General features: G+C 72.4%; 21 protein-coding genes. 7 read left to right on the forward strand and 14 right to left on the reverse strand.

Annotated elements, in window-relative coordinates; all coding sequences use genetic code 11:
- Positions 1-158: 158 nt before the first annotated feature.
- The 3 genes from OG799_RS24670 to OG799_RS24680 all read right to left on the reverse strand — a co-directional run bounded on the left by OG799_RS24670 (position 159) and on the right by OG799_RS24680 (position 1,427).
- The gene (locus OG799_RS24670; RefSeq protein WP_406037973.1) at positions 159-455 is read right to left on the reverse strand and encodes a zinc ribbon domain-containing protein; all 297 of its coding nucleotides are present in this window, start codon (positions 453-455) and stop codon (positions 159-161) included.
- A 137-nt stretch (positions 456-592) separates the two neighbouring features.
- Positions 593-1,033, reverse strand: coding sequence for a hypothetical protein (locus tag OG799_RS24675; RefSeq protein ID WP_406037975.1), 441 nt, complete (start codon positions 1,031-1,033; stop codon positions 593-595).
- Between the two features lie 52 nt (positions 1,034-1,085).
- Positions 1,086-1,427, reverse strand: a complete 342-nt coding sequence (locus tag OG799_RS24680; RefSeq protein ID WP_406037977.1) for a hypothetical protein — start codon at positions 1,425-1,427, stop codon at positions 1,086-1,088.
- 264 nt (positions 1,428-1,691) lie between these two features.
- Here OG799_RS24680 and OG799_RS24685 point away from each other — a divergent pair, with 264 nt between their 5' ends.
- The 3 genes from OG799_RS24685 (at position 1,692) to otsB (ending at position 3,559) form a co-directional block, all read left to right on the forward strand.
- The gene (locus OG799_RS24685; protein ID WP_406037979.1) at positions 1,692-2,132 is read left to right on the forward strand and encodes a helix-turn-helix domain-containing protein; all 441 of its coding nucleotides are present in this window, start codon (positions 1,692-1,694) and stop codon (positions 2,130-2,132) included.
- Between the two features lie 178 nt (positions 2,133-2,310).
- Positions 2,311-2,664, forward strand: a complete 354-nt coding sequence (locus OG799_RS24690) for a hypothetical protein (RefSeq protein WP_406037981.1) — start codon at positions 2,311-2,313, stop codon at positions 2,662-2,664.
- Positions 2,665-2,734: 70 nt separating this feature from the next.
- On the forward strand, positions 2,735-3,559 hold the full coding sequence (otsB, locus tag OG799_RS24695; protein ID WP_406037983.1) for a trehalose-phosphatase: 825 nt from the start codon (positions 2,735-2,737) through the stop codon (positions 3,557-3,559).
- Between the two features lie 16 nt (positions 3,560-3,575).
- Here otsB and OG799_RS24700 read toward each other — a convergent pair whose 3' ends face one another.
- The 4 genes from OG799_RS24700 to OG799_RS24715 form a co-directional block, all read right to left on the reverse strand.
- On the reverse strand, positions 3,576-4,346 hold the full coding sequence (locus tag OG799_RS24700; RefSeq protein WP_406037985.1) for an isoprenyl transferase: 771 nt from the start codon (positions 4,344-4,346) through the stop codon (positions 3,576-3,578).
- A gap of 31 nt (positions 4,347-4,377) precedes the next feature.
- The gene (locus tag OG799_RS24705) at positions 4,378-5,520 is read right to left on the reverse strand and encodes a geranylgeranyl reductase family protein (RefSeq protein WP_406037987.1); all 1,143 of its coding nucleotides are present in this window, start codon (positions 5,518-5,520) and stop codon (positions 4,378-4,380) included.
- 302 nt (positions 5,521-5,822) lie between these two features.
- Positions 5,823-6,686 carry a hypothetical protein gene (locus tag OG799_RS24710; RefSeq protein ID WP_406037989.1) on the reverse strand — a complete coding sequence of 288 codons (864 nt, stop codon included), beginning with the start codon at positions 6,684-6,686 and terminating at the stop codon, positions 5,823-5,825.
- A 37-nt stretch (positions 6,687-6,723) separates the two neighbouring features.
- Positions 6,724-8,568: a phosphoenolpyruvate carboxykinase (GTP) gene (locus OG799_RS24715; RefSeq protein WP_406037991.1), complete on the reverse strand. Its 1,845-nt coding sequence runs from the start codon at positions 8,566-8,568 to the stop codon at positions 6,724-6,726.
- A gap of 483 nt (positions 8,569-9,051) precedes the next feature.
- On the opposite strand from OG799_RS24715, the gene OG799_RS24720 reads away from it, so the two are divergent.
- Positions 9,052-9,588, forward strand: coding sequence for a GtrA family protein (locus tag OG799_RS24720; protein WP_406046393.1), 537 nt, complete (start codon positions 9,052-9,054; stop codon positions 9,586-9,588).
- A 63-nt stretch (positions 9,589-9,651) separates the two neighbouring features.
- Positions 9,652-10,386 carry a GtrA family protein gene (locus OG799_RS24725; RefSeq protein WP_406037992.1) on the forward strand — a complete coding sequence of 245 codons (735 nt, stop codon included), beginning with the start codon at positions 9,652-9,654 and terminating at the stop codon, positions 10,384-10,386.
- Between the two features lie 56 nt (positions 10,387-10,442).
- Here OG799_RS24725 and OG799_RS24730 read toward each other — a convergent pair whose 3' ends face one another.
- A complete protein-coding gene (locus OG799_RS24730) occupies positions 10,443-11,015 on the reverse strand; it encodes a PH domain-containing protein (RefSeq protein WP_406037994.1) in 573 nt (190 codons plus the stop codon).
- A gap of 135 nt (positions 11,016-11,150) precedes the next feature.
- Positions 11,151-12,026: a biotin--[acetyl-CoA-carboxylase] ligase gene (locus OG799_RS24735; protein WP_406037996.1), complete on the reverse strand. Its 876-nt coding sequence runs from the start codon at positions 12,024-12,026 to the stop codon at positions 11,151-11,153.
- Positions 12,027-12,134: 108 nt separating this feature from the next.
- Here OG799_RS24735 and OG799_RS24740 point away from each other — a divergent pair, with 108 nt between their 5' ends.
- Positions 12,135-13,718 (forward strand): acyl-CoA carboxylase subunit beta, encoded by a 1,584-nt coding sequence (locus tag OG799_RS24740; RefSeq protein WP_406037998.1) that lies wholly within the window; start codon positions 12,135-12,137, stop codon positions 13,716-13,718.
- A gap of 49 nt (positions 13,719-13,767) precedes the next feature.
- On the opposite strand, the gene OG799_RS24745 is transcribed toward OG799_RS24740, so the two are convergent.
- From OG799_RS24745 to OG799_RS24765, 5 genes are read right to left on the reverse strand one after another with little or no spacing between them, the layout of a single operon-like run.
- Positions 13,768-14,646, reverse strand: a complete 879-nt coding sequence (locus OG799_RS24745) for a hypothetical protein (protein ID WP_406038000.1) — start codon at positions 14,644-14,646, stop codon at positions 13,768-13,770.
- Complete coding sequence (locus OG799_RS24750) at positions 14,639-15,145, reverse strand: SigE family RNA polymerase sigma factor (protein ID WP_406038002.1); 507 nt, start codon at positions 15,143-15,145, stop codon at positions 14,639-14,641. The genes OG799_RS24745 and OG799_RS24750 overlap by 8 nt, the downstream gene beginning before the upstream one ends.
- Before the next feature lie 58 nt (positions 15,146-15,203).
- Complete coding sequence (locus OG799_RS24755) at positions 15,204-16,187, reverse strand: ketopantoate reductase family protein (protein WP_406038004.1); 984 nt, start codon at positions 16,185-16,187, stop codon at positions 15,204-15,206.
- Positions 16,188-16,212: 25 nt separating this feature from the next.
- On the reverse strand, positions 16,213-16,818 hold the full coding sequence (locus OG799_RS24760; protein ID WP_406038006.1) for a class I SAM-dependent methyltransferase: 606 nt from the start codon (positions 16,816-16,818) through the stop codon (positions 16,213-16,215).
- A 60-nt stretch (positions 16,819-16,878) separates the two neighbouring features.
- Complete coding sequence (locus tag OG799_RS24765) at positions 16,879-17,622, reverse strand: M50 family metallopeptidase (protein ID WP_406038008.1); 744 nt, start codon at positions 17,620-17,622, stop codon at positions 16,879-16,881.
- A gap of 100 nt (positions 17,623-17,722) precedes the next feature.
- Here OG799_RS24765 and OG799_RS24770 point away from each other — a divergent pair, with 100 nt between their 5' ends.
- Complete coding sequence (locus OG799_RS24770) at positions 17,723-18,274, forward strand: Uma2 family endonuclease (protein ID WP_406038010.1); 552 nt, start codon at positions 17,723-17,725, stop codon at positions 18,272-18,274.
- Positions 18,275-18,324 lie beyond the last annotated feature (50 nt).

Consider the following 18,324-nt stretch of genomic DNA (forward strand, 5'->3'; position numbering starts at 1 on the left):
CCGGCTGGCCCGGGACAACCCCGTGCCATGTCTAGACGCTAGTGCGGTGTCCACGAACCTTCAACGTGTTCCTGCTGAATGTTGTGGATCCTCGCCTGTTGGGCGAGCGACTCCCCACCGCTGGGTGGTGGGGCGGGCCTCCGCGGGCCAACCGGTCCTCACGCCGGCCCGGGTGGGCGGCGGGGGTCACGTCGGGACCGCCCGGCACCGGGAAGGTGCCGGCCGGCTCGACGGTGCGTGACCACCTCCGGCAGCACAACCGCTGCCGGGGTGGTGGATCCGCCGCCCGGGGTGCGGGTGGCGATGCTGGCCGCCGCGACCAGGTCGCGGTGACCGGAGAATGCGCAGTGCGGACAGGACCGGGTCCGTCCACGAGGCTTCGGCACCCGCTTTCGGCAGGTGGGGCAGGTGGACGACGTGCCTCGCTCGTCGACCAGCCGCGGCGCGGTCCCCACTCGTGACGGCGCGGCGGAACCGGCCGGGATGCATGCCCCCTGCGCGCACCCCGGCCGGTGGGACCACCGTCACCGGTCTGACGGGGTCCCGACGGTGCGCGTCCGCCGCGGACGGCGCACCGTGCCTCTGGCGGCCGTCAGCCCTGCCGGCTGACCAGCGTCGCGGCCGGATGCCGGCCGCCGACGACCGACGCCGTGAACGAGGACCCGGTGTAGGTCGTGCCCCGCCGGTTGGCGAGCCCGCCGAACTGTGCGGTCGCGGTGGCGCGGGAGGACGGTCCCGGCGTGGACCGGCCACCGAGGGCGACCGCACCGGCCGTACCGTCGCGCGGCCCCCCGCCGCCCGCTGGCACCGCGGCCGACGCCGGGGCGACGACCTGGCCGGCCAGTGCCGAGGCGATGGCGGTCTGGGCGTCGCGGCGCCGGCGGTTCCAGGCGCCCCGGTCACCGTCGAAGTAGCCCTGGCGGTAGCCGAAGCGGTAGCCGATCCGGTAGCTGAGCTGGCCGTGCAGCCGGCCGGCCGCGTAGCTGGTCGAGCCGAGGACGAGGACGAGGAAGACCGCGAGGAAGGGGCTCATCCGGCCGCTCCCGCCGGCGTCGGGTCGCCGGGCACCGCGCTCACCCGCCGGGTCATCGTTCCTCCGGCTCGACCTCGGGGTCGACGACCAGCAGCCGCTCCAGATCGGCGGTGCTGACCTCCTCGACCAGTTCGACGCTGATCCGGCAGCCGTCCAGGACCACCTCGGCGACCGAGGAGCGCCGGATCTCGCCGCCGGCGTCGTAGACCCGGACGTTCAGCTCGGGACAGCCGAGGTGGGTACGCCAGGCGTTCCACTCGTCCCGGTCCCCGACGCTCAGGGACAGGTAGCGGCAGCCCCGGGCGAGGTAGAGGCGCCACGGTGCGCTCAGCCCGGCGGCCACCCCCTCCGCGATCAGGCCGAACGCCTGGGCGCGAGTGGCGAGTTCGGTCACCGGACCCCCTTGAAACCCGCGGAGTGACGCATGTGAGCACTGATCGTCTCATGCACGTGACACACCGTAAGTTGTCTCATGAGCGTGACAGTATCAGCTTTTCGTCTGTTTACCGCCGTACTGGCGGGCATCTATTCTGCCCGGGTGGCACCCCTCAAGAACAGCCCCGGATCGTTTACCGGGAATCCGAGAGAGCCGTCACGTCCGCGTGACAACAGCGTGCCGGGCCGCGACGGGGCGGACGACTGGCCGTACCGTCACGGGGTGACCGAGACGGCCAACGCACGGAAGATCGCCTTCGCCACCTTCGTACGGCGCGCGCTGGACGACGCCCGGGCCATGCGGGCCTGGAGCGGGACCGAGGTCTCCCGCCGCACCGGCGTCTCCCGCCAGACCATCAACCGCTGGGTGCGCGGCGACTGGGCCAGCGACCCGGAGGCGGAGCGCGTGGTCGCCTTCTGTGAGGGCCTCGGCCTCAACCCGGCGGCCGCCTTCACCGCCCTGGGGTGGGACCGGGCGGCCCCGCCCCGCAGCGCCCCCACGCCACCGCCGATGGACCCCGACGTCGAGGCGCTGCTACGCCGCCTGGTGGATCCGAATGTGTCGGACGCGGAGAAGTTCCACATCCGGGAGACCATTCGTTACCTCGCCTATCGTCCGACGCTTCCGGTTGACGTGGGAAAACGAGGCAGGCAGGCCGGTTAGTTAACAAGCCGGTCATTTGCTCAGATGGCGAAAAAACGGTAAGGCAGACCCGATCGTTTCGCTCCGGGGCAGGAACGGGCGCGCTAGCGTCCCTATTCGTACTGCTTGGGCTCGTCATCGGCGGGGGGACGGGACAAGGCCGAACCCAGCCCTGCGGGACAGAAGGAGGGGTCTGTCCATGACCCTGAAATGGTTGGCAGTCGTGGTCGCGGTGGTGTCGGTGACATCGTGCGTGACCGGCAACGTGGTGGTCGGCGTGATCAACGGCGGGCAGCTTCCCCTGGTCGTCAACCTCTTCGCGCTCACCACCGCCGGCACCGCGGTGGTTCTCGCCGTGGTCGCCGAGCTGCACGACCGGCTCAACGACCGGGTCAGCGCGCTCACCGAGTTCCTGGTGGCCCGGCTGAACGAGATCGAGGCGCACACCGGCGACCGGAACACCGGATTCGTGGAGGGGTACCTGCTCAGCCACGGCCAGGACGCGGCCGTCGTGCCGTTCGGACGCCGGGGACGGGGGGCCGCCGAACGTTGAGCCTTTCCGACGGCTGAGCGTCACATCTCGGCCACGAATGAGCCTCCCCGCCCGGGGTACGCTGACGCGCGTGCCGCCGTTGAATCTGGGCAACAAGCAGCCGAAGACCCCGTTGGATGCCGAGCACGCGTGGCGGGCCACCGCCGAACGGGCCGCCGACACGGTGCTCTTCTTCGACTTCGACGGCACCCTCGCGCCGGTCGACGACGACCCGACCGCGGTGCAGCCCGCCCCGCGGGTGCTCGCTGCGCTGGAGGCGCTCGCCCCGCTGGTACGCCGGATCGCCATCGTCTCCGCGCGGCCGGTGAAGTTCCTCCGCGACCACCTCGGCGGCCTCGCGGGCATCGACCTGTACGGGCTCTACGGCCTGGAGCACAGCCACTCCGGCGGCGAGACGGTCACCGAGCCGGCCGCCCTGCCCTGGGTGCCCACCATGGCGGAGCTGGCCGAGCAGGCCCGCGCCGAACTGCCGCCCGGCGCCCTGGTGGAGTTCAAGCGGCTCTCCGTCGCGCTGCACTGGCGCACCGCCCCGCATCTCGGCGACCTGGTGCAGGAGTGGGGCCGGGCCCACGCCGAGCGGCTCGGGCTGCGCTGCCAGGCCGGCCGGATGGTGCTCGAGCTCAAGCCCCCCGTCGACCGGGACAAGGGCATGGTGATCGGCGAGATCGTCCGGGACGCGGGCGGCGCCTGGTACTTCGGCGACGACGTCTCCGACATCAAGGCCTTCGCCGCGCTGCGCGCCCGCGCCGCCGCCGACCCGCACTTCGTCGGCATCTGCGTCGCCGTCGCCAACCCGGAGACCGGTCACGAGGTGGCCGACGCCGCCGACCTCACCCTCGACTCCCCCGCCGCCCTGGCCACCTTCCTCACCAACGCCGTCCCGCACCTCGCCTGACCGGCGAGGCGGTCGGTCAGGCGCCGAAGCGACGCTGGCGGGTGGCGTAGGAGCGCAGGGCGCGGAGGAAGTCGACGCGGCGGAAATCCGGCCAGTTGAGCTCGCAGAAGTAGAACTCCGAGTGGGCCGACTGCCAGAGCATGAAGCCGGAGAGGCGCTGCTCGCCGCTGGTGCGGATGATCAGGTCCGGGTCGGGCAGGCCCTTGGTGTAGAGGTGCTCCGAGATGTGGTCGACGTCGATCGAGTTCGCGAGCTCTTCGATCGTGCCGCCGGTCGCCGCGTGCTCCAGCAGCAACGAGCGGACCGCGTCGGCGATCTCGCGCCGGCCGCCGTACCCGACCGCGATGTTGACCTGGGCGCCGCCGCTGCGGTCCCGGGTGCGCTCCTCGGCGGCCTTCAGCGCGGCGGCGTGCTGCGCGGGCAGCACGTCCAGCGCGCCGACCATCCGCAGCCGCCAGGGGTTGCCCTCCTCGGCCAGCTCGGTGGTGAGGTCCTCGATGATCTGGAGCAGCGGGTCCAGCTCGGCCGCCGGCCGGGACAGGTTGTCGGTGGAGAGCAGCCAGAGCGTGACGTGCCCCACGCCGGCGGCGTCGCACCAGCGCAGCAGCTCCTTGATCCGCTCGGCACCCATCCGGTGGCCGTCGTTGGGATCGACGAAGCCCATCTCCCGGGCCCACCTGCGGTTGCCGTCGCACATCACGCCGACGTGCCGGGGCACCGGCTTGCCCGCGAGCCTGGCCGTCAGCCGGCGCTCGTACACGGAGTAGAGGAGTTTCCGCAGAGTCATCACCTTGCAGGGTAGCGACCCGCGTGGAAGATCAGTGCCGCGGAGGCCGATCCCTGGTCGGCAGACCGATGCCGATCATGGCCAGCGTGCGGGCATCGAGCCGCCCGTCACCCAGCCCCAGCTCCACCACGGTCCGGTAGACCCGGTCGTCGCGGCGGGCCGCCCGGACCGCCGCGTCGACCACCCGCCGGCGCCGGGCCAGCCAGGCGGCGACCGAACTGTGCCGCAGATGGGTGCCGAGCCGCCGGCCCAGCGTGTGGGCGTACCGGCCGGCGGCCTGACCCGGGGAACCGGCCGCCGCCGCCCCCGCCAGGGCGCCCGACCGTAACGCGTAGAAGATGCCCTCCCCGGTGAACGGGTTGATCAACGAGAGCGCGTCGCCGGCCAGCACCACCCGGTCCCGGCCCGGCGCCGGCCGGTGGGTGGAGAGCGGCAGGTGGTGGGCGCGCAGCTCGGTGACCGTCGCCGGGTCCGTGCCGGGCAGCAGGGCGGCGAGGCGGTCCACCAGGTGCGCCCGGGTCAGCGGCTCGCCGCGCAGCACCTCCCCGTACCCGACGTTCGCCCGGCCGTCACCGATGGGGAAGGACCAGGCGTACGCCGGCCAGCGCGGCGCCGAGGTGACGATGAGCTGCTCGGGTGGGCCGGGCAGCGCCGCGGCGTACCCCCGGATGGCCAGCGCCAGGTGGCGGTCCGGGTTCACCGGGTGGCCGAGCGCCCGGCGGACCACCGAACCGGCGCCGTCCGCGCCCACCACCGCGCCTGCGGACAACTCCCCGTCCAGCACCACCCGGTCGTCCCGCAGCTCCACCCGGCGCACCGTGTGCCGGCGCAGCTCCGCACCGGCCGCCACCGCCGCCGCCACCAGCCGGGCGTCGAAGACCCTCCGGGGCACCGTGTACGCGGGCCGCGGCAGCGCCCGGGCCACCGCCCCGCCGCCGGGGCCGACCAGCCGCAGCGCGGGCAGCGGGGCGTACCCGTCGACGGCATCGGTGACGCCCAGCTCGGCGAGGACGTCCAGCGCGTGCGCGGCGATCCCATCTCCGCAGGCCTTGTCCCGGGGGAAGTCGGCCCGGTCGAGCAGCAGCACCCGGGCTCCGGCCCGCCGGGCGGCGAGCGCGGCGGCGGACCCGGCCGGCCCCGCTCCGACCACGATCACGTCGAACTCGTCGCCCACGGCCGCCCCTCTCTCCCGCTTGCCGCCAACGGCTCGGCGGCACCGTCCGGGTCGCACCCCGACGCAGGCGGACCTCCCCGCCCATCCTGCCCCGCCCACGCTCACGAACCCCGATGCCCCACCGGCACCCACGCCCCCCGACTTCCCCCCGGGTCCGCGCGATCAGGACGCAACATCCCGCAAGTTGCGGCCTCACGGCGCGAGGAGACAGCAACTTCCCGCAACTTGTGTGGATCTTGGACGGGGCCCGGCGCCGCGACGGACGCTGGCGGGCGATCGGCGGAGGCAGGGCGGCGCGGGGATCAGGCCGGGTTGGGGGAATCGCCGGCCCGGGTGGCGCGGCGAAGGCCGTAGAGGGCGAGGAGGGCGGCGGCGACCAGGGGGCCGCCGTCGCGGATCAGGCCGTCGACGCCGAGCAGCCACCAGCAGAGCGGCAGGTCGACGGCGAGCACGGCCAGGGTGATCGCGACCAGGAACCGGCGGGCCCAGACCCGGCCGCGCATCAGGAACGCGGTGCAGAACAGGACCAGGTAGCTGACGGCGATGCCGGCGGCGAACCAGAACAGCACGGCCGGCACGGCGCCGAGCCGCCCGTCCAGGATGGACCCGCCGGCGACCAGTGCCGGGACCAGCATCAGCGGGCTGTAGGTGAACGCGGCGACCCGGCTGGTGAGCAGCCACCCGGTCACCGGGGGCCGCTTCGGCGCGACCTCCCGCCAGGCGATCGTCCCGCCCTCCACGACGAGGGACTTGCGGTGCCGGACCAGGTGCCCGCCGACCGCGTCGGAGCGGTGGAGCAGCGCGACCACGGCCACGCAGAGCGCGGTGAGCACCCCGAACCCCAGCAGGCCGGGCAGCGCCGGCACCCCTTCCCGCGGTACGACCAGCCGGCCGACCGCGAAGACGGTGGTGACCGCGAGGATCAGCCCGAAGGGCCGGGCGACGGTACGACCGCGGTTGACGTGCCCGATGAGCACCAGGAAGCCGAGCGAGCGGAGCATCGCCCAGCCGGTGCGGACGGCCAGGCCGAACTCCTGCTCCGGGGCGTACCAGTAGTTGAGCAGCTCGACCACGACGGTGGCCGCCGCCGTGACGGCGAGCAGGGTGGTCAGCGCCCGGACGGCGGACGGCCGCCGGACCTCGGTGGTCACGGCGGCCGTCCTCATGGGATGTGATGTTGCCCTGCGCGGGCGTCGGTCACACCTACTTCTGCGGCTGCTCCGCGTCGAGCCGGGCGCGCAGCGCGTCCAGCTCGGCCCAGAGGACGCCGGGCAGCTTGTCACCGAACTTCTCGAACCACTCGGTGACCAGCGGCAGCTCCTTGCGCCACTCCTCCGGGTCGACCTTGAGGGCGATCCGGACGTCCTCCGGGGTCATGTCCAGGCCCTCGACGTCCAGGGCGTCCTGGGCCGGGACCATGCCGATCGGGGTCTCCACCGCGTCGGCGGTGCCCTCGATCCGCTCGATGACCCACTTGAGCACGCGGGAGTTCTCGCCGAAGCCGGGCCAGAGGAAGCTGCCCTCCGGGTCCTTGCGGAACCAGTTCACGTAGTAGATCTTGGGCAGCTTGGCCTCGTCGCCGTCGGCGCCCTTGCCCATCTCGATCCAGTGCCGGAAGTAGTCACCGGCGTGGTACCCGATGAACGGCAGCATGGCCATCGGGTCGCGGCGCACCACGCCGACGGCGCCGGAGGCGGCGGCGGTGGTCTCCGAGGAGAGCGTGGCACCCATGTAGACGCCGTGCACCCAGTCGCGGGCCTCGGTCACCAGCGGGACCGTGTCCCGACGGCGACCGCCGAAGAGGATCGCGTCGATCGGCACGCCGTTCGGGTCGTAGTAGTCGTCGGCGAGGATCGGGCACTGGGTGATCGGGGTGCAGAACCGGCTGTTCGCGTGCGAGGAGAGTTCGCCGCTCTCCGGCGTCCAGTCGTTGCCCTTCCAGTCGATCAGGTGCGCCGGCGGCTCACCCATGCCCTCCCACCAGATGTCACCGTCGTCGGTGAGGGCGACGTTGGTGAAGACGGAGTTGCCGCGGTCCAGCGTCCGCATCGCGTTGGCGTTGGTCTTCCAGTCGGTGCCCGGCGCGACGCCGAAGAGGCCGTACTCCGGGTTGACCGCGTAGAGCCGGCCGTCGTCGCCGAAGCGCATCCAGGCGATGTCGTCGCCGATGGTCTCGACCTTCCAGCCCGGGATGGTCGGCTCCAGCATCGCCAGGTTGGTCTTGCCGCAGGCGGATGGGAAGGCGCCGGCGACGTGGTAGACCTTGCCCTCCGGCGAGGTGATCTTGAGGATGAGCATGTGCTCGGCGAGCCAGCCCTCGTCGCGCCCCATCACGCTGGCGATGCGCAGCGAGTAGCACTTCTTGCCGAGCAGCGAGTTGCCGCCGTAGCCGGAGCCGAACGACCAGATCTCCCGGGTCTCCGGGAAGTGCGAGATGTACTTCGTGTCGTTGCACGGCCAGGCCACGTCCTGCTGGCCGGGGGCGAGCGGGGCACCGATGGAGTGCAGCGCGTGCACGAAGTCCGCGTCCTCACCCATCGCCTCGATCACCTTCGCGCCCATCCGGGTCATGATGCGCATGGAGGCGACCACGTACGGGCTGTCGGTGATCTCGACGCCGAACATCGGGCTCTCGGCCTCGACCGGGCCCATGCAGAACGGGATGACGTACATGGTGCGTCCGCGCATGCTGCCGCGGTACAGCTCCGTCATCGTCCGCTTCATCTCGGCCGGCGCCATCCAGTTGTTGGTGGGGCCGGCGTCCGCCTCGTCGACGGAGCAGATGAAGGTGCGCTCCTCGACCCGGGCGACGTCCGTCGGGTCCGTCCGCGCGTAGAACGAGTTGGGCTTCTTCTCGGGGTTCAGCCGGATCAGGGTGCCGCTCTCGACAAGCTCGTCGGTGAGGCGGCGCCACTCCTCATCGGACCCGTCCACCCAGACCACCCGGTCGGGGGTGGTCAGTTCCGCGACCTCTCGGACCCAGGCGAGCAGTTTGGGGTGGGACGTCGGGGCCTGATCGATACCCCGAACAGTAGCCGGAGCAACCATGTCACATCTCCTTGTGGTCGACGCTGACCGATGTATGGGGTGCACGAGTTCTGGCGAGCGAGCCGTCGCCTTCGTGGAAACCTGGGATTGGGCTCAGCGTAAACCGGGCTGCCTCGCGAGTCAGTGGGACTGGTTGTGAAGAACTGCACAAGGTACGGCCACGCTGCGGCTTCGCGATCTGATACCCGCTTTCGCGCGCAGTTTCACGCAAATGCTGCGGCCAACCTCCGCCAGACGCCGGTCGCGAGGTCCGGTCGCCGGTGCACGATGAGCGGAAGCGCCCGCCCGTGCTGAGGACGACGATTCGGCGATCCGATCCGCAATTCCGCCACGTCCGGTTACGCTCTGCTCACCGGGCATCGCCAGGTACGGGGTGTCCGCCGGAGGGGCCGGGTGTCACCCGCCGGGACGTATCGGGTCCGGCTCGTCGTTGCCACCTGTCCGGGTGCCGGCACCCGGTAGGCTCGGCGGGTGGCCGCGACGATGACCGGTGACCAACCGGGCGCTCCGCAGACCCGGCCGGGTCTGGTCGGTGCTCTGCTCGACCGTTTCGGTCACCTCGTTCGGGAGTTGAGCAAGTTCGCCACGGTGGGCGGGCTCGCGTTCCTCGTGGACTTCGCGCTCTTCAACTACCTGGCCAGCGTCCGCCACCTGCCACCGGTCGGCGCGAAGACCATCTCCACGGTGATCGCCGCGACCATGGCCTTCCTCGGCAACCGGTTCTGGACCTGGCGGCACCGGCAGCGCTCCAACCCGGCCCGGGAGTACGCGCTGTTCTTCTTCTTCAACGGGGTCGGCCTGGGCATCGCCGTCGCCTGCCTCGCGATCAGCCGCTACGGGCTGGGCAGCATCTGGCCGGGGGTGTTCCAGACCCCGCTGGCCGACAACATCGCCAGCTTCATCGTCGGCACCGGCCTCGGGACGCTGTTCCGATTCTGGTCATACCGGCGGTTCGTTTTCGTGGAAGCGGGAACTCCGCCCGTTCCGGAAACGAGCCTCGACCGAGACCCCGGGGCGTGACCTACCGCCCACCCCGTCCTGCCGGGCCGACTCGGCCCTGCCCACTGCCCTAAGGTGTTCCGCATGCGTCTGGTCCGTCTGCTGCCCGAGCGCTGGCAAAAGTTCATCCACGAGGCGCTCAAATTCGGCATCGTCGGCGGCATCAACACCGTCATCAATTACGCGGTGTTCAATGCGCTGGCACTGACCGTTTTCCGCGACGGGCAGCTCAAGGCGACGGTGATCGCGACCATCGTGGCCACTATCACGTCGTATCTGATGAATCGGCACTGGACGTACCGGGATCGCCCGAAATCGGCACTACGTCGCGAATACGTCCTGTTCTTCCTGTTCAACGCGACCGGCCTGATCATCGAACTCGGCGTCCTCGCCGCGGCGAAGTACGGCCTCGGCGTGACCAGCCTGCTGGCGCTGAACGTGGCGAAGACCGGTGGCGTGCTGCTGGCCACCATGTTCCGCTTCTGGTCGTACCGGACGTTCGTCTTCCAGCCGGTGCCGAAGCACGCCGAGGAGACCTGGCACAGCATCCCGCGGGACGAGTGGGACACCATGGCGGAGATGGACCCGGTGGCCGAGCTGGCCGAGTCGGTCAGCGAGCTGGAGGAGTCCGAGCCGCCGGCCGGCGAGCGCCGCGACCGGGCGGCCAGGCCCCGCGCCGCCGCCGCCGAGTTCGGCGCCCCGCCGCAGGGCCGCCCCGCCGCCGCGGACGCCGCCCTGGGCCGCACCCTCGGCACCGACCTGGACGCCGAACTCGCCGCCGAACTCCACGCCGGCACCCGGCACTCCCCCCGCCGCTGACCCACCCCACCCACCCGGTCCGATGGCGGGCCGGGCGAGCAGGGGCGAGGCCGCTGTCAGGCGGTGGGGTCGCGCAGCGGTTTGCCGTCGCGCATGTCGGCGAGGATCTCGCGCATCTCGCCGTCGCCCAGGGAGTGCTTGTCGTGGTGGGCCTCGACCAGCTCGTAGAGCTTGGTCTGCACCTTGTCGACGTGCGGCACGTCGTTGAGCACCGACTGGCCGCGCTCGCCAGCCGACTCGATGGTCAGGGTGCCGCAGCCGAGCAGCCGCTCCAGGAAACGCTGGTGCATCGCATGGTCGTTGATCCGGGTCAGCGGCAGGTCCCGCCGGTTGCGGGAGAACACGCCCTCCTGGAGCAGCACCCGCTCGTTGGTGAAGAGGTAGTGCGTGGTGCGCCAGACCAGGAACGGCCAGAGACCCAGCCAGAACACCAGCGCCAGGCCGAGCGCGGCGATCGCGTAGAGCGCGATCGTGCCGCCGTCGCCGTCGGGCAGCAGGAGCCAACCCGCCACCACCGCCGCGACGGCGAGCACCAGCACCAGGATCGGCCGGAGCAGCGCCTTCCAGTGCGGGTGCAGGTGGAGCACGACGTGCTCATCCTCGGTGAGCACGTCTTCGGGAAACGCCACGGAAACCTCCTCGTAGAACAGGACGCGCTGACCGTAACCGGTCGGCGCTCCCCCGGGGGATCGGCCGCGCGGCGGGTAGCCGGGTGTTGACAGGGGGCCCTTCCGCTACCGGAGGCGTCAAGAAGGGGCCATTCCTTACCGGACGTGCAGGACGTCGCCGGCGGCGAGCCGGAGTTCGCCGTCGGGTCCCTCGACCAGCAACTGGCCGTCGCGGTCCACGCCGGTGGCCGTCCCTCGCACGTCCCGGCCATCCGGCAGCAGCACCCGGACCTGGCGGCCGACCGTGGCGCAGCCGGCCAGGTAGGCGTCGCGGAGCCCGCTGGCCACCGCGTCGCCGCCGGCGTCGCGCCAGCGCTCGTACCAGTCGGCGAGCGAGCGGAGCAGCGCACGCAGCAGCGGGTCGCGGTCCGTCGCGGCGGCACCGGCGAGCTGCAACGAGGTGGCCGGCAGGCCGGTCGGGTTCACCGGCAGCTCGTCGGCGCGGAGGGTGACGTTGAGGCCGATGCCGACCACGATCGCCGGCGGCTGCGCCGGGGACGTCCCGGGCACCGCCTCGGCGAGCACGCCCGCGCACTTCGCGCCGTCGATCAGCAGGTCGTTGGGCCACTTCAGGCCCGCCTCCAGCTCGGCCAGCCGGGTCACCGCCTCGACCAGCGCCACGCCGGCGAGCAGCGGCAGCCAGCCGTACCCGGCGGGTGGCACGGGCGACCAGCCGCGCTCCGGGACGGCCTCGCCGGGCCGGAGCAGGACGCTGGTCGCGATGCCGGCCCGCGGCGGCGACTGCCAGACCCGGCCGCGCCGGCCCCGGCCGGCGGTCTGCCGCTCGGCCACCACCACCAGGCCCTCCGGCTCGCCGGTCTGCGCGGCGGCGACCACGTCGGCGTTGGTGGAGCCGGTCTCCGCGACCAGCTCCAACCGTCGCCACGGGCCGTGCGGGGCGACCACCGCGCGCCGCAGCCGGGCTGCCGACAGCGGCGGGCGGTCCAGATCGGTGTACGGCGAGCCGGGCATCCCGCCAGCCTACGGCCCCGGCCTCGAGGCGTCGGCCGGATGCCGTCAGGAACCCGGTGAGGCGCACTGCACAGCGGCGCCCACCTGAACCATCGTTATATTCCCTGGGTGACTACCGAGACCGGGATCAACATCCACAGCACCGCGGGCAAGCTGGCGGACCTGGAACGTCGGGTCGACGAGGCGGTGCACGCCGGGTCGGCGCGCGCGGTCGAGAAGCAGCACGCGAGGGGCAAGAAGACCGCGCGGGAGCGCATCGAGATGCTGCTCGACGAGGGTTCCTTCGTCGAGCTGGACGAGCTCGCCCGGCACCGGTCCACCAACTTCGGGCTGGACCGGACCCGCCCGTACGGCGACGGCGTGGTGACCGGCTACGGCACCGTGGACGGCCGGCAGGTCTGCGTCTTCGCGCAGGACTTCACCGTCTTCGGCGGCTCCCTCGGCGAGGTCTTCGGCGAGAAGATCGTCAAGGTGATGGACCTGGCCATGAAGATCGGCTGCCCGGTCGTCGGCATCAACGACTCCGGCGGCGCCCGCATCCAGGAGGGTGTGGCCTCGCTGGGCCTCTACGGCGAGATCTTCTTCCGCAACGTCCGGGCCAGCGGCGTCATCCCACAGATCTCGCTGATCATGGGCCCGTGCGCGGGCGGCGCGGTCTACTCCCCGGCGGTCACCGACTTCACCGTGATGGTCGACCAGACCTCGCACATGTTCATCACCGGCCCCGACGTGATCAAGACGGTCACCGGCGAGGACGTCGGGATGGAGGAACTGGGCGGCGCGCGCACCCACAACGCGCGCAGCGGCAACGCGCACTACCTCGGCAGCGACGAGGAGGACGCGATCGAGTACGTCAAGGCGCTGCTGTCGTACCTGCCGTCGAACAACCTGGACGAGCCGGTGGTGTACGAGGCCCCGGCGGACCTCGACATCACCGACTCCGACCGGGAACTGGACACGCTGATCCCGGACTCGGCGAACCAGCCGTACGACATCCACCGGGTCATCGAGCACGTCCTGGACGACGGGGAGTTCCTGGAGGTCCAGCCGCTCTACGCGCAGAACCTGGTGGTCGGCTTCGGCCGGATCGAGGGTCGCCCGGTCGGCGTGGTAGCCAACCAGCCGATGCACTTCGCCGGCACGCTGGACATCGCCGCGTCGGAGAAGGCGGCCCGGTTCGTGCGCACCTGCGACGCGTTCAACATCCCGGTCCTGACCTTCGTGGACGTCCCCGGCTTCCTTCCCGGCACCGGGCAGGAGTGGGACGGCATCATCCGCCGCGGCGCGAAGCTCATCTACGCGTACGCCGAGGCCACCGTCCCGAAGGTCACCGTGATCACCCGCAAGGCGTACGGCGGCGCGTACGACGTGATGGGCTCCAAGCACCTCGGCGCGGACCTGAACTTCGCCTGGCCGACCGCGCAGATCGCGGTGATGGGCGCGCAGGGCGCGGTGAACATCCTCTACCGCTCGGACCTGGCGAACGCCGACGACCCGGCCGCCGTCCGGGCCGAGAAGATCGCCGAGTACGAGGACACCCTGGCCAACCCGTACATCGCCGCCGAGCGCGGGTACGTCGACTCGGTGATCCCGCCGCACGAGACGCGGACCCAGGTCGTCCGGGCGCTGCGGGTGCTGCGTACCAAGCGGGAGACCCTGCCCCCGAAGAAGCACGGCAACATCCCGCTGTAGCGGTCTCCGCCGAGGCCCCCGCCGGACGTCCAGCGGGGGCCTCGGCGCGTCAGCAGCCGGGGTTCGCGGCGGCACACATCCGGCGGGCCGCGGCGCGGGCCACGTCGAGCAGTTGCGCCTCGGTCACCTTGTTTCCCGGCACGCCGAGACGCAGGGGCTCGCCCGGCACCAGGACCGTGACCAGGTCTCCGACCCGGACGATCAGCGTGTGCTCCGGCCAGGGCGGGATACCGCCCGGTTTGCCCGTCTTCCCGTCCGGCGGCACGGACACGGTGTGCCGGAGCAGGATCGCCTGGTCGCCGGCGAAGCCGCTCGCCGCCACCGTCCACCGGTGCACGACCGTGGTGGTGACGGTCCCCTGCTCCGCCTGCACCGTGCTCACCTCCCGCCAGTCCGTGCAGCCCACCACCAGCCGGTCGAGGTCGGCGAAGACCCGGCCCGCCGCCCCGGCCTCCAGCCGGTAGACGTCCTGGCTGATGACCGGCCTCCGGTAGGGGGCGAATCCCTCCACCGTCTCGCTACCGATCAGGGTCTGCGACCGGGAGTAGCGCGACACCGCCTGGTCCTCCAGCAGCCCTCGCTGCTGCCCGCAGCTCCCGAGGACGTCGTCGACCCGGACCCGCTCACCGAGGCCCGTATCGCCGAGTCGCTCGTCGCTCTTCGCCGGTACGTCGGCCGGTGCCAGCATCGCCTCCACCGGGATCTCGGCGTGTTCGCCGGCAGTGGCGGCCGGCGGTGACGCGGGCGCCACGGCCCGGCCGACGGCGGCGGTGGAGACCGAGGCGAGCACCAGCACCGCTACGGCCGCCGTCACCGCCGTACGTCGGCTGCGGCCCCGGGCCCGCGCCCGGATCTCGGCCGGCTCGGGCCAGCGGACCTCACGCAGGTCCCGGTGCACCAGTTCGACGAACGTCACGTCGTCACGCATCTGCGGCCTCCTCCTCCACGAGATCCACGACGGCGAGCAGCCCGGCGAGCGCGGCCCGCCCCCGGGACAGCCGGGCCTTGACGGTGCCCACCGGCGCTTCGGTCTCCCGAGCCACCTCGACCACCGGCATGCCAAGCAGGTAGTGCAGGGCGATGGCGGTGCGCTGGGCCTCGGGCAGCCGGCGCAGCGCGGCCACCACCTCCAGCGTCTCCGTGCTCGGTGCGGGCACGCTCTCCGGCGCCCCGTGCCGCAGGTACGCCCGGGCCCGGCTGCGCAGGCTGCGCCACCGGCTCACCGCGACGCGGCTGGCCACCACCCGGACCCACGCCTCCGGGTCGTCGTACCCACGCACCGTCGACCAGCGCTGCCAGGCCCGGATGTACGCCTCCTGCACGGCGTCCTGCGCCTCGGCCAGGTCACCGGTGAGCACGTAGACGAAGCCGAGCAGCCGTTGTCGGCTGCCCCGGTAGAACTCGTCGAATTCAGAGCTGTCGGGCACCTGCCACCTCCCCGTGTTCGCAGGGGACACGCCTGGCGGCGGGTGCGCGGTTGCCCGGTCAGCCGACCAATTTCTCCAGCTCGACGCGGGGGAAGCTCCCGGCCGGGATCCGCTCGCGCACCGCGCGGCGGACGGCGAGCTGGACGCCCGCGTTCGCCGGCGTCGGTACGCCGTGCAGCCGGCCCAGCAGCACGACTTCGCCGTTGAGGTGGTCGGCCTCGGCCGAGCCGGCGCCTCGGGCCAGGCTCTGCCAGGTGGAGCCACCGGCCCGCTCCGCGCCGTCGACCGGCCGGTGCCGGACCTGGTCGCCGCGCTCGGCCGCCTCCTCCTCCGGCGAGGTGTGCGCGATCCCGGCGGCGGCGAGCGCCGCGACCCCCTCGGCCCGGACCCGCTCGGCGAGGGCCTCCGGCACGTCCCGGCCGAGCAGCGCCTGCAGGCCGTTACCGAGGTTGCCGAGCAGCTTGCCGTACTTCCAGCGCATCACGTCGTCGCGGACCGGGGCGACGAACCCGGCGGCGGTCAGGGCGGCGGCGACGGCCCGGCTGGTGTCGTCCGCCCCGGACGGGTAGCGGCCCAGGTGCAGCATCCCCGGATGCGGGTAACCGTTGGCGACGACCACACCGGGCTCCAGGTGGGTGGCGGGCAGCCAGACGCAGACCGGATGCACCCGGGCGAAGAGCCGCAAAGCGGCCCGCTCGTTGGCCACCCCGTTCTGGGCGAGGAGCAGCGGCAACCGCTCCCCCGCCGTACCGCCGCCGTCGACGGGGGTGTCCACCCAGGCGGCCAGCGCCGCCTCGGTGTCCTGCGACTTCACGGTCAGCACCAGCACGGTGTCGACCGGCAGCGGCTCCGCCGGCGGCCCGTCGGTGGCCGGCCCGCGCCAGGTCACCGTCCCGTCCGGTGAGCGCAGGGTCAGCCCCCGGTCCCGGATCGCGTCCAGGTGCGCGCCGCGGGCCACCAGCGTCACGTCGCGGCCGGCGTCGGCCAGCCGTACGCCGATGGTGCCGCCGACCGCGCCCGCCCCGATGATCACGTATCGCATCTGTCCGATTCTGCCCGTCGCCGGATCACCGTGCGACGGCGAGGTGGCAGAGCCACCGTTTGTCGGGCGGGCTGACGTCGCGTTCCCGCCGGAGCAGGGTGAACCCGGCCCCGGCCAGCAACTGGTCGACCTCCTCGGCGCGGTACCGGGCGAAGAACCGGTCGGCGTCCTCACCGGGCCACCGCTGCCAGGACTCCCCGTCGCCCTCCTGAAGGCTGAGCAGCAGCGGACCGCCCGGCCGCAGCACCCGGCGCAGATCCGCCAGCGCCGCCGGGGCGGCCGCCTTGGGCAGGTGCAGCAGCGCGGCCGAACACCAGACCCCGCCGAGGACCGCGCCCCGGAACGGCAGCCGGAGCAGGTCACCCTGCACGAGCGGGACCGGCACCCGGGTACGCGCGGCCCGCAACATCGCCGCCGACAGGTCCAGCCCGACCGCCGCCACTCCCCGTCCGGCCCAGAAGGCGAGGTCCCGGCCCGGGCCGCAGCCCAGGTCGAGCAGCGGCCCGTCGGCCCGCCGCTGGAACTCGTCGGCGAATGCCAGGTAGGGGGCGGGCACGTCGGGGTTACGGGCGGCGAAGTCCTCGGCGATCCGGTCGTACGCGGCCCGGTTCCGGGCGGTCACCTCGTCCATGCCGGCGCAGCCTAGTCGCCGGTCCGGATGGTGGCTGCCCCTCGGATCGCCGTGCTCCCCTCAGATCGTGAGGCCGGCGTCGGTCAGGATCGGGCCGGCGAGCAGCAGCGCGCCGACGCCGAGGGCGGCCAGGCTGATCAGCGCGAAGACGGTCACCCAGAACAGCGCCGGGAACGGCGTCAGCCGGGCGAGCTGGTCGGCGTCGGACTCCGGCATCCGGCCCCGGCTGCGCAGCCGTTGCAGCTCCACCACCGGCCGTACGCCGCCGAGGAGCAGGAACCACACGGAGGTCCAGGCGAAGGCGGCCTGCACCTGCGGGGAGGCGTACCAGGAGACGGCGAGCACCACGCCACCGGTGACCAGCAGCGACAGCACGCCGAAGACGTTGCGGATCAGCACCAGCATGGCCAGCAGCAGCGCCACGGCGACCCAGAGCAGCAGGGTGATCCGGTTGCCGGCGAGCAGCCAGGCGCCGGCCAGGCCGACCAGCGAGGGGGCGACGTACCCGGCGAGCAGGGTGAGGATCATCCCCGGGCCGGTGGGCCGCCCGGCGGAGAGGGTGAGTCCGGAGGTGTCGGAGTGCAGCCGGATGCCGCGCAGCTTCCGGCCGGTCAGCAGCGCCACCAGGGCGTGCCCGCCCTCGTGCGCGATGGTGACCGCGTTGCGGGCGATCCGCCAGGGCAGCCGAGTGGCGACGACCACCAGCGCCACGGCTGCGGTGAGCAGGACGAGTAGTGGCGGGGGGTCGGGCTGTGCGCCGAGCAGCTTGTCCCAGAGGGTGGTCAGGCCGTCGATCAGGGGCATGGGCGGGGAGCCTACCGGCTTGAGCTGTGTCGTTCGACGGACGCTGAGCCGTATCGTGTGAGACTGACCAGGTGGCGATCGGAGCGGGAGGTGGACGCCGGTGAGCGCGGCTCCCCTGGAACACCACGTCGGCCTCTGGACGGAGGCCGACTACCTCGCTCTGGGCGAGACGTCGGACCGGATCGAACTGCTCGACGGGAGCTTGCTCGTGAGTCCTGCCCCGAGCCGACGGCACCAGCGGGTGACGCGTCGACTGGCGAACAGCGTCGAGGCGTCGGCAGAGCCTCGAGGATTGTCGGTCTACGACGCCATCAACGTCCGGCTCGGTGTGGACCGGATCGTCATTCCGGATCTGGTCGTGACCGACGCCGACGACGAGGGCACTTTTCTCGACGCCGACCGGGTGCTCCTCGTCGGTGAGATCGTGTCCCCGGGCAACGCCGCCGCCGACCGGGTACTCAAGATGCAGCTCTACGCGATCGCCCGGATCCCGTGGTACCTGCTGGTCGAGCAGGACGGCGACAGCCACTCGCTCCGGCTGTACCGGCTCGACGGCACGCACTACGTCGAGGACCGGGTGGCCAAGGCCGGCGAGACGCTGACCGTCACCGATCCCTTCCGCTGGGAGATCGACCCCGCCACCCTCCGCTGACCGTCACCGAACAGCCACCTCGGCGACGACGATCACCTATGAAGATTTCC

The sequence above is a fragment of the Micromonospora sp. NBC_00898 genome (genome assembly GCF_045207895.1).
Taxonomy (GTDB): domain Bacteria; phylum Actinomycetota; class Actinomycetes; order Mycobacteriales; family Micromonosporaceae; genus Micromonospora.

Coding starts and splice junctions, on each gene's coding strand:
- OG799_RS24755 (WP_406038004.1), bottom strand. CDS start 16,187: ATGCGATACGTGATCATCGGGGCGGGCGCGGTCGGCGGCACCATCGGC.
- OG799_RS24690 (WP_406037981.1), top strand. CDS start 2,311: ATGACCCTGAAATGGTTGGCAGTCGTGGTCGCGGTGGTGTCGGTGACA.
- OG799_RS24700 (WP_406037985.1), bottom strand. CDS start 4,346: ATGACTCTGCGGAAACTCCTCTACTCCGTGTACGAGCGCCGGCTGACG.
- OG799_RS24735 (WP_406037996.1), bottom strand. CDS start 12,026: ATGCCCGGCTCGCCGTACACCGATCTGGACCGCCCGCCGCTGTCGGCA.
- OG799_RS24720 (WP_406046393.1), top strand. CDS start 9,052: ATGACCGGTGACCAACCGGGCGCTCCGCAGACCCGGCCGGGTCTGGTC.
- OG799_RS24760 (WP_406038006.1), bottom strand. CDS start 16,818: ATGGACGAGGTGACCGCCCGGAACCGGGCCGCGTACGACCGGATCGCC.
- OG799_RS24765 (WP_406038008.1), bottom strand. CDS start 17,622: ATGCCCCTGATCGACGGCCTGACCACCCTCTGGGACAAGCTGCTCGGC.
- OG799_RS24710 (WP_406037989.1), bottom strand. CDS start 6,686: ATGAGGACGGCCGCCGTGACCACCGAGGTCCGGCGGCCGTCCGCCGTC.
- OG799_RS24745 (WP_406038000.1), bottom strand. CDS start 14,646: ATGCGTGACGACGTGACGTTCGTCGAACTGGTGCACCGGGACCTGCGT.
- OG799_RS24715 (WP_406037991.1), bottom strand. CDS start 8,568: ATGGTTGCTCCGGCTACTGTTCGGGGTATCGATCAGGCCCCGACGTCC.
- OG799_RS24725 (WP_406037992.1), top strand. CDS start 9,652: ATGCGTCTGGTCCGTCTGCTGCCCGAGCGCTGGCAAAAGTTCATCCAC.
- OG799_RS24675 (WP_406037975.1), bottom strand. CDS start 1,033: ATGAGCCCCTTCCTCGCGGTCTTCCTCGTCCTCGTCCTCGGCTCGACC.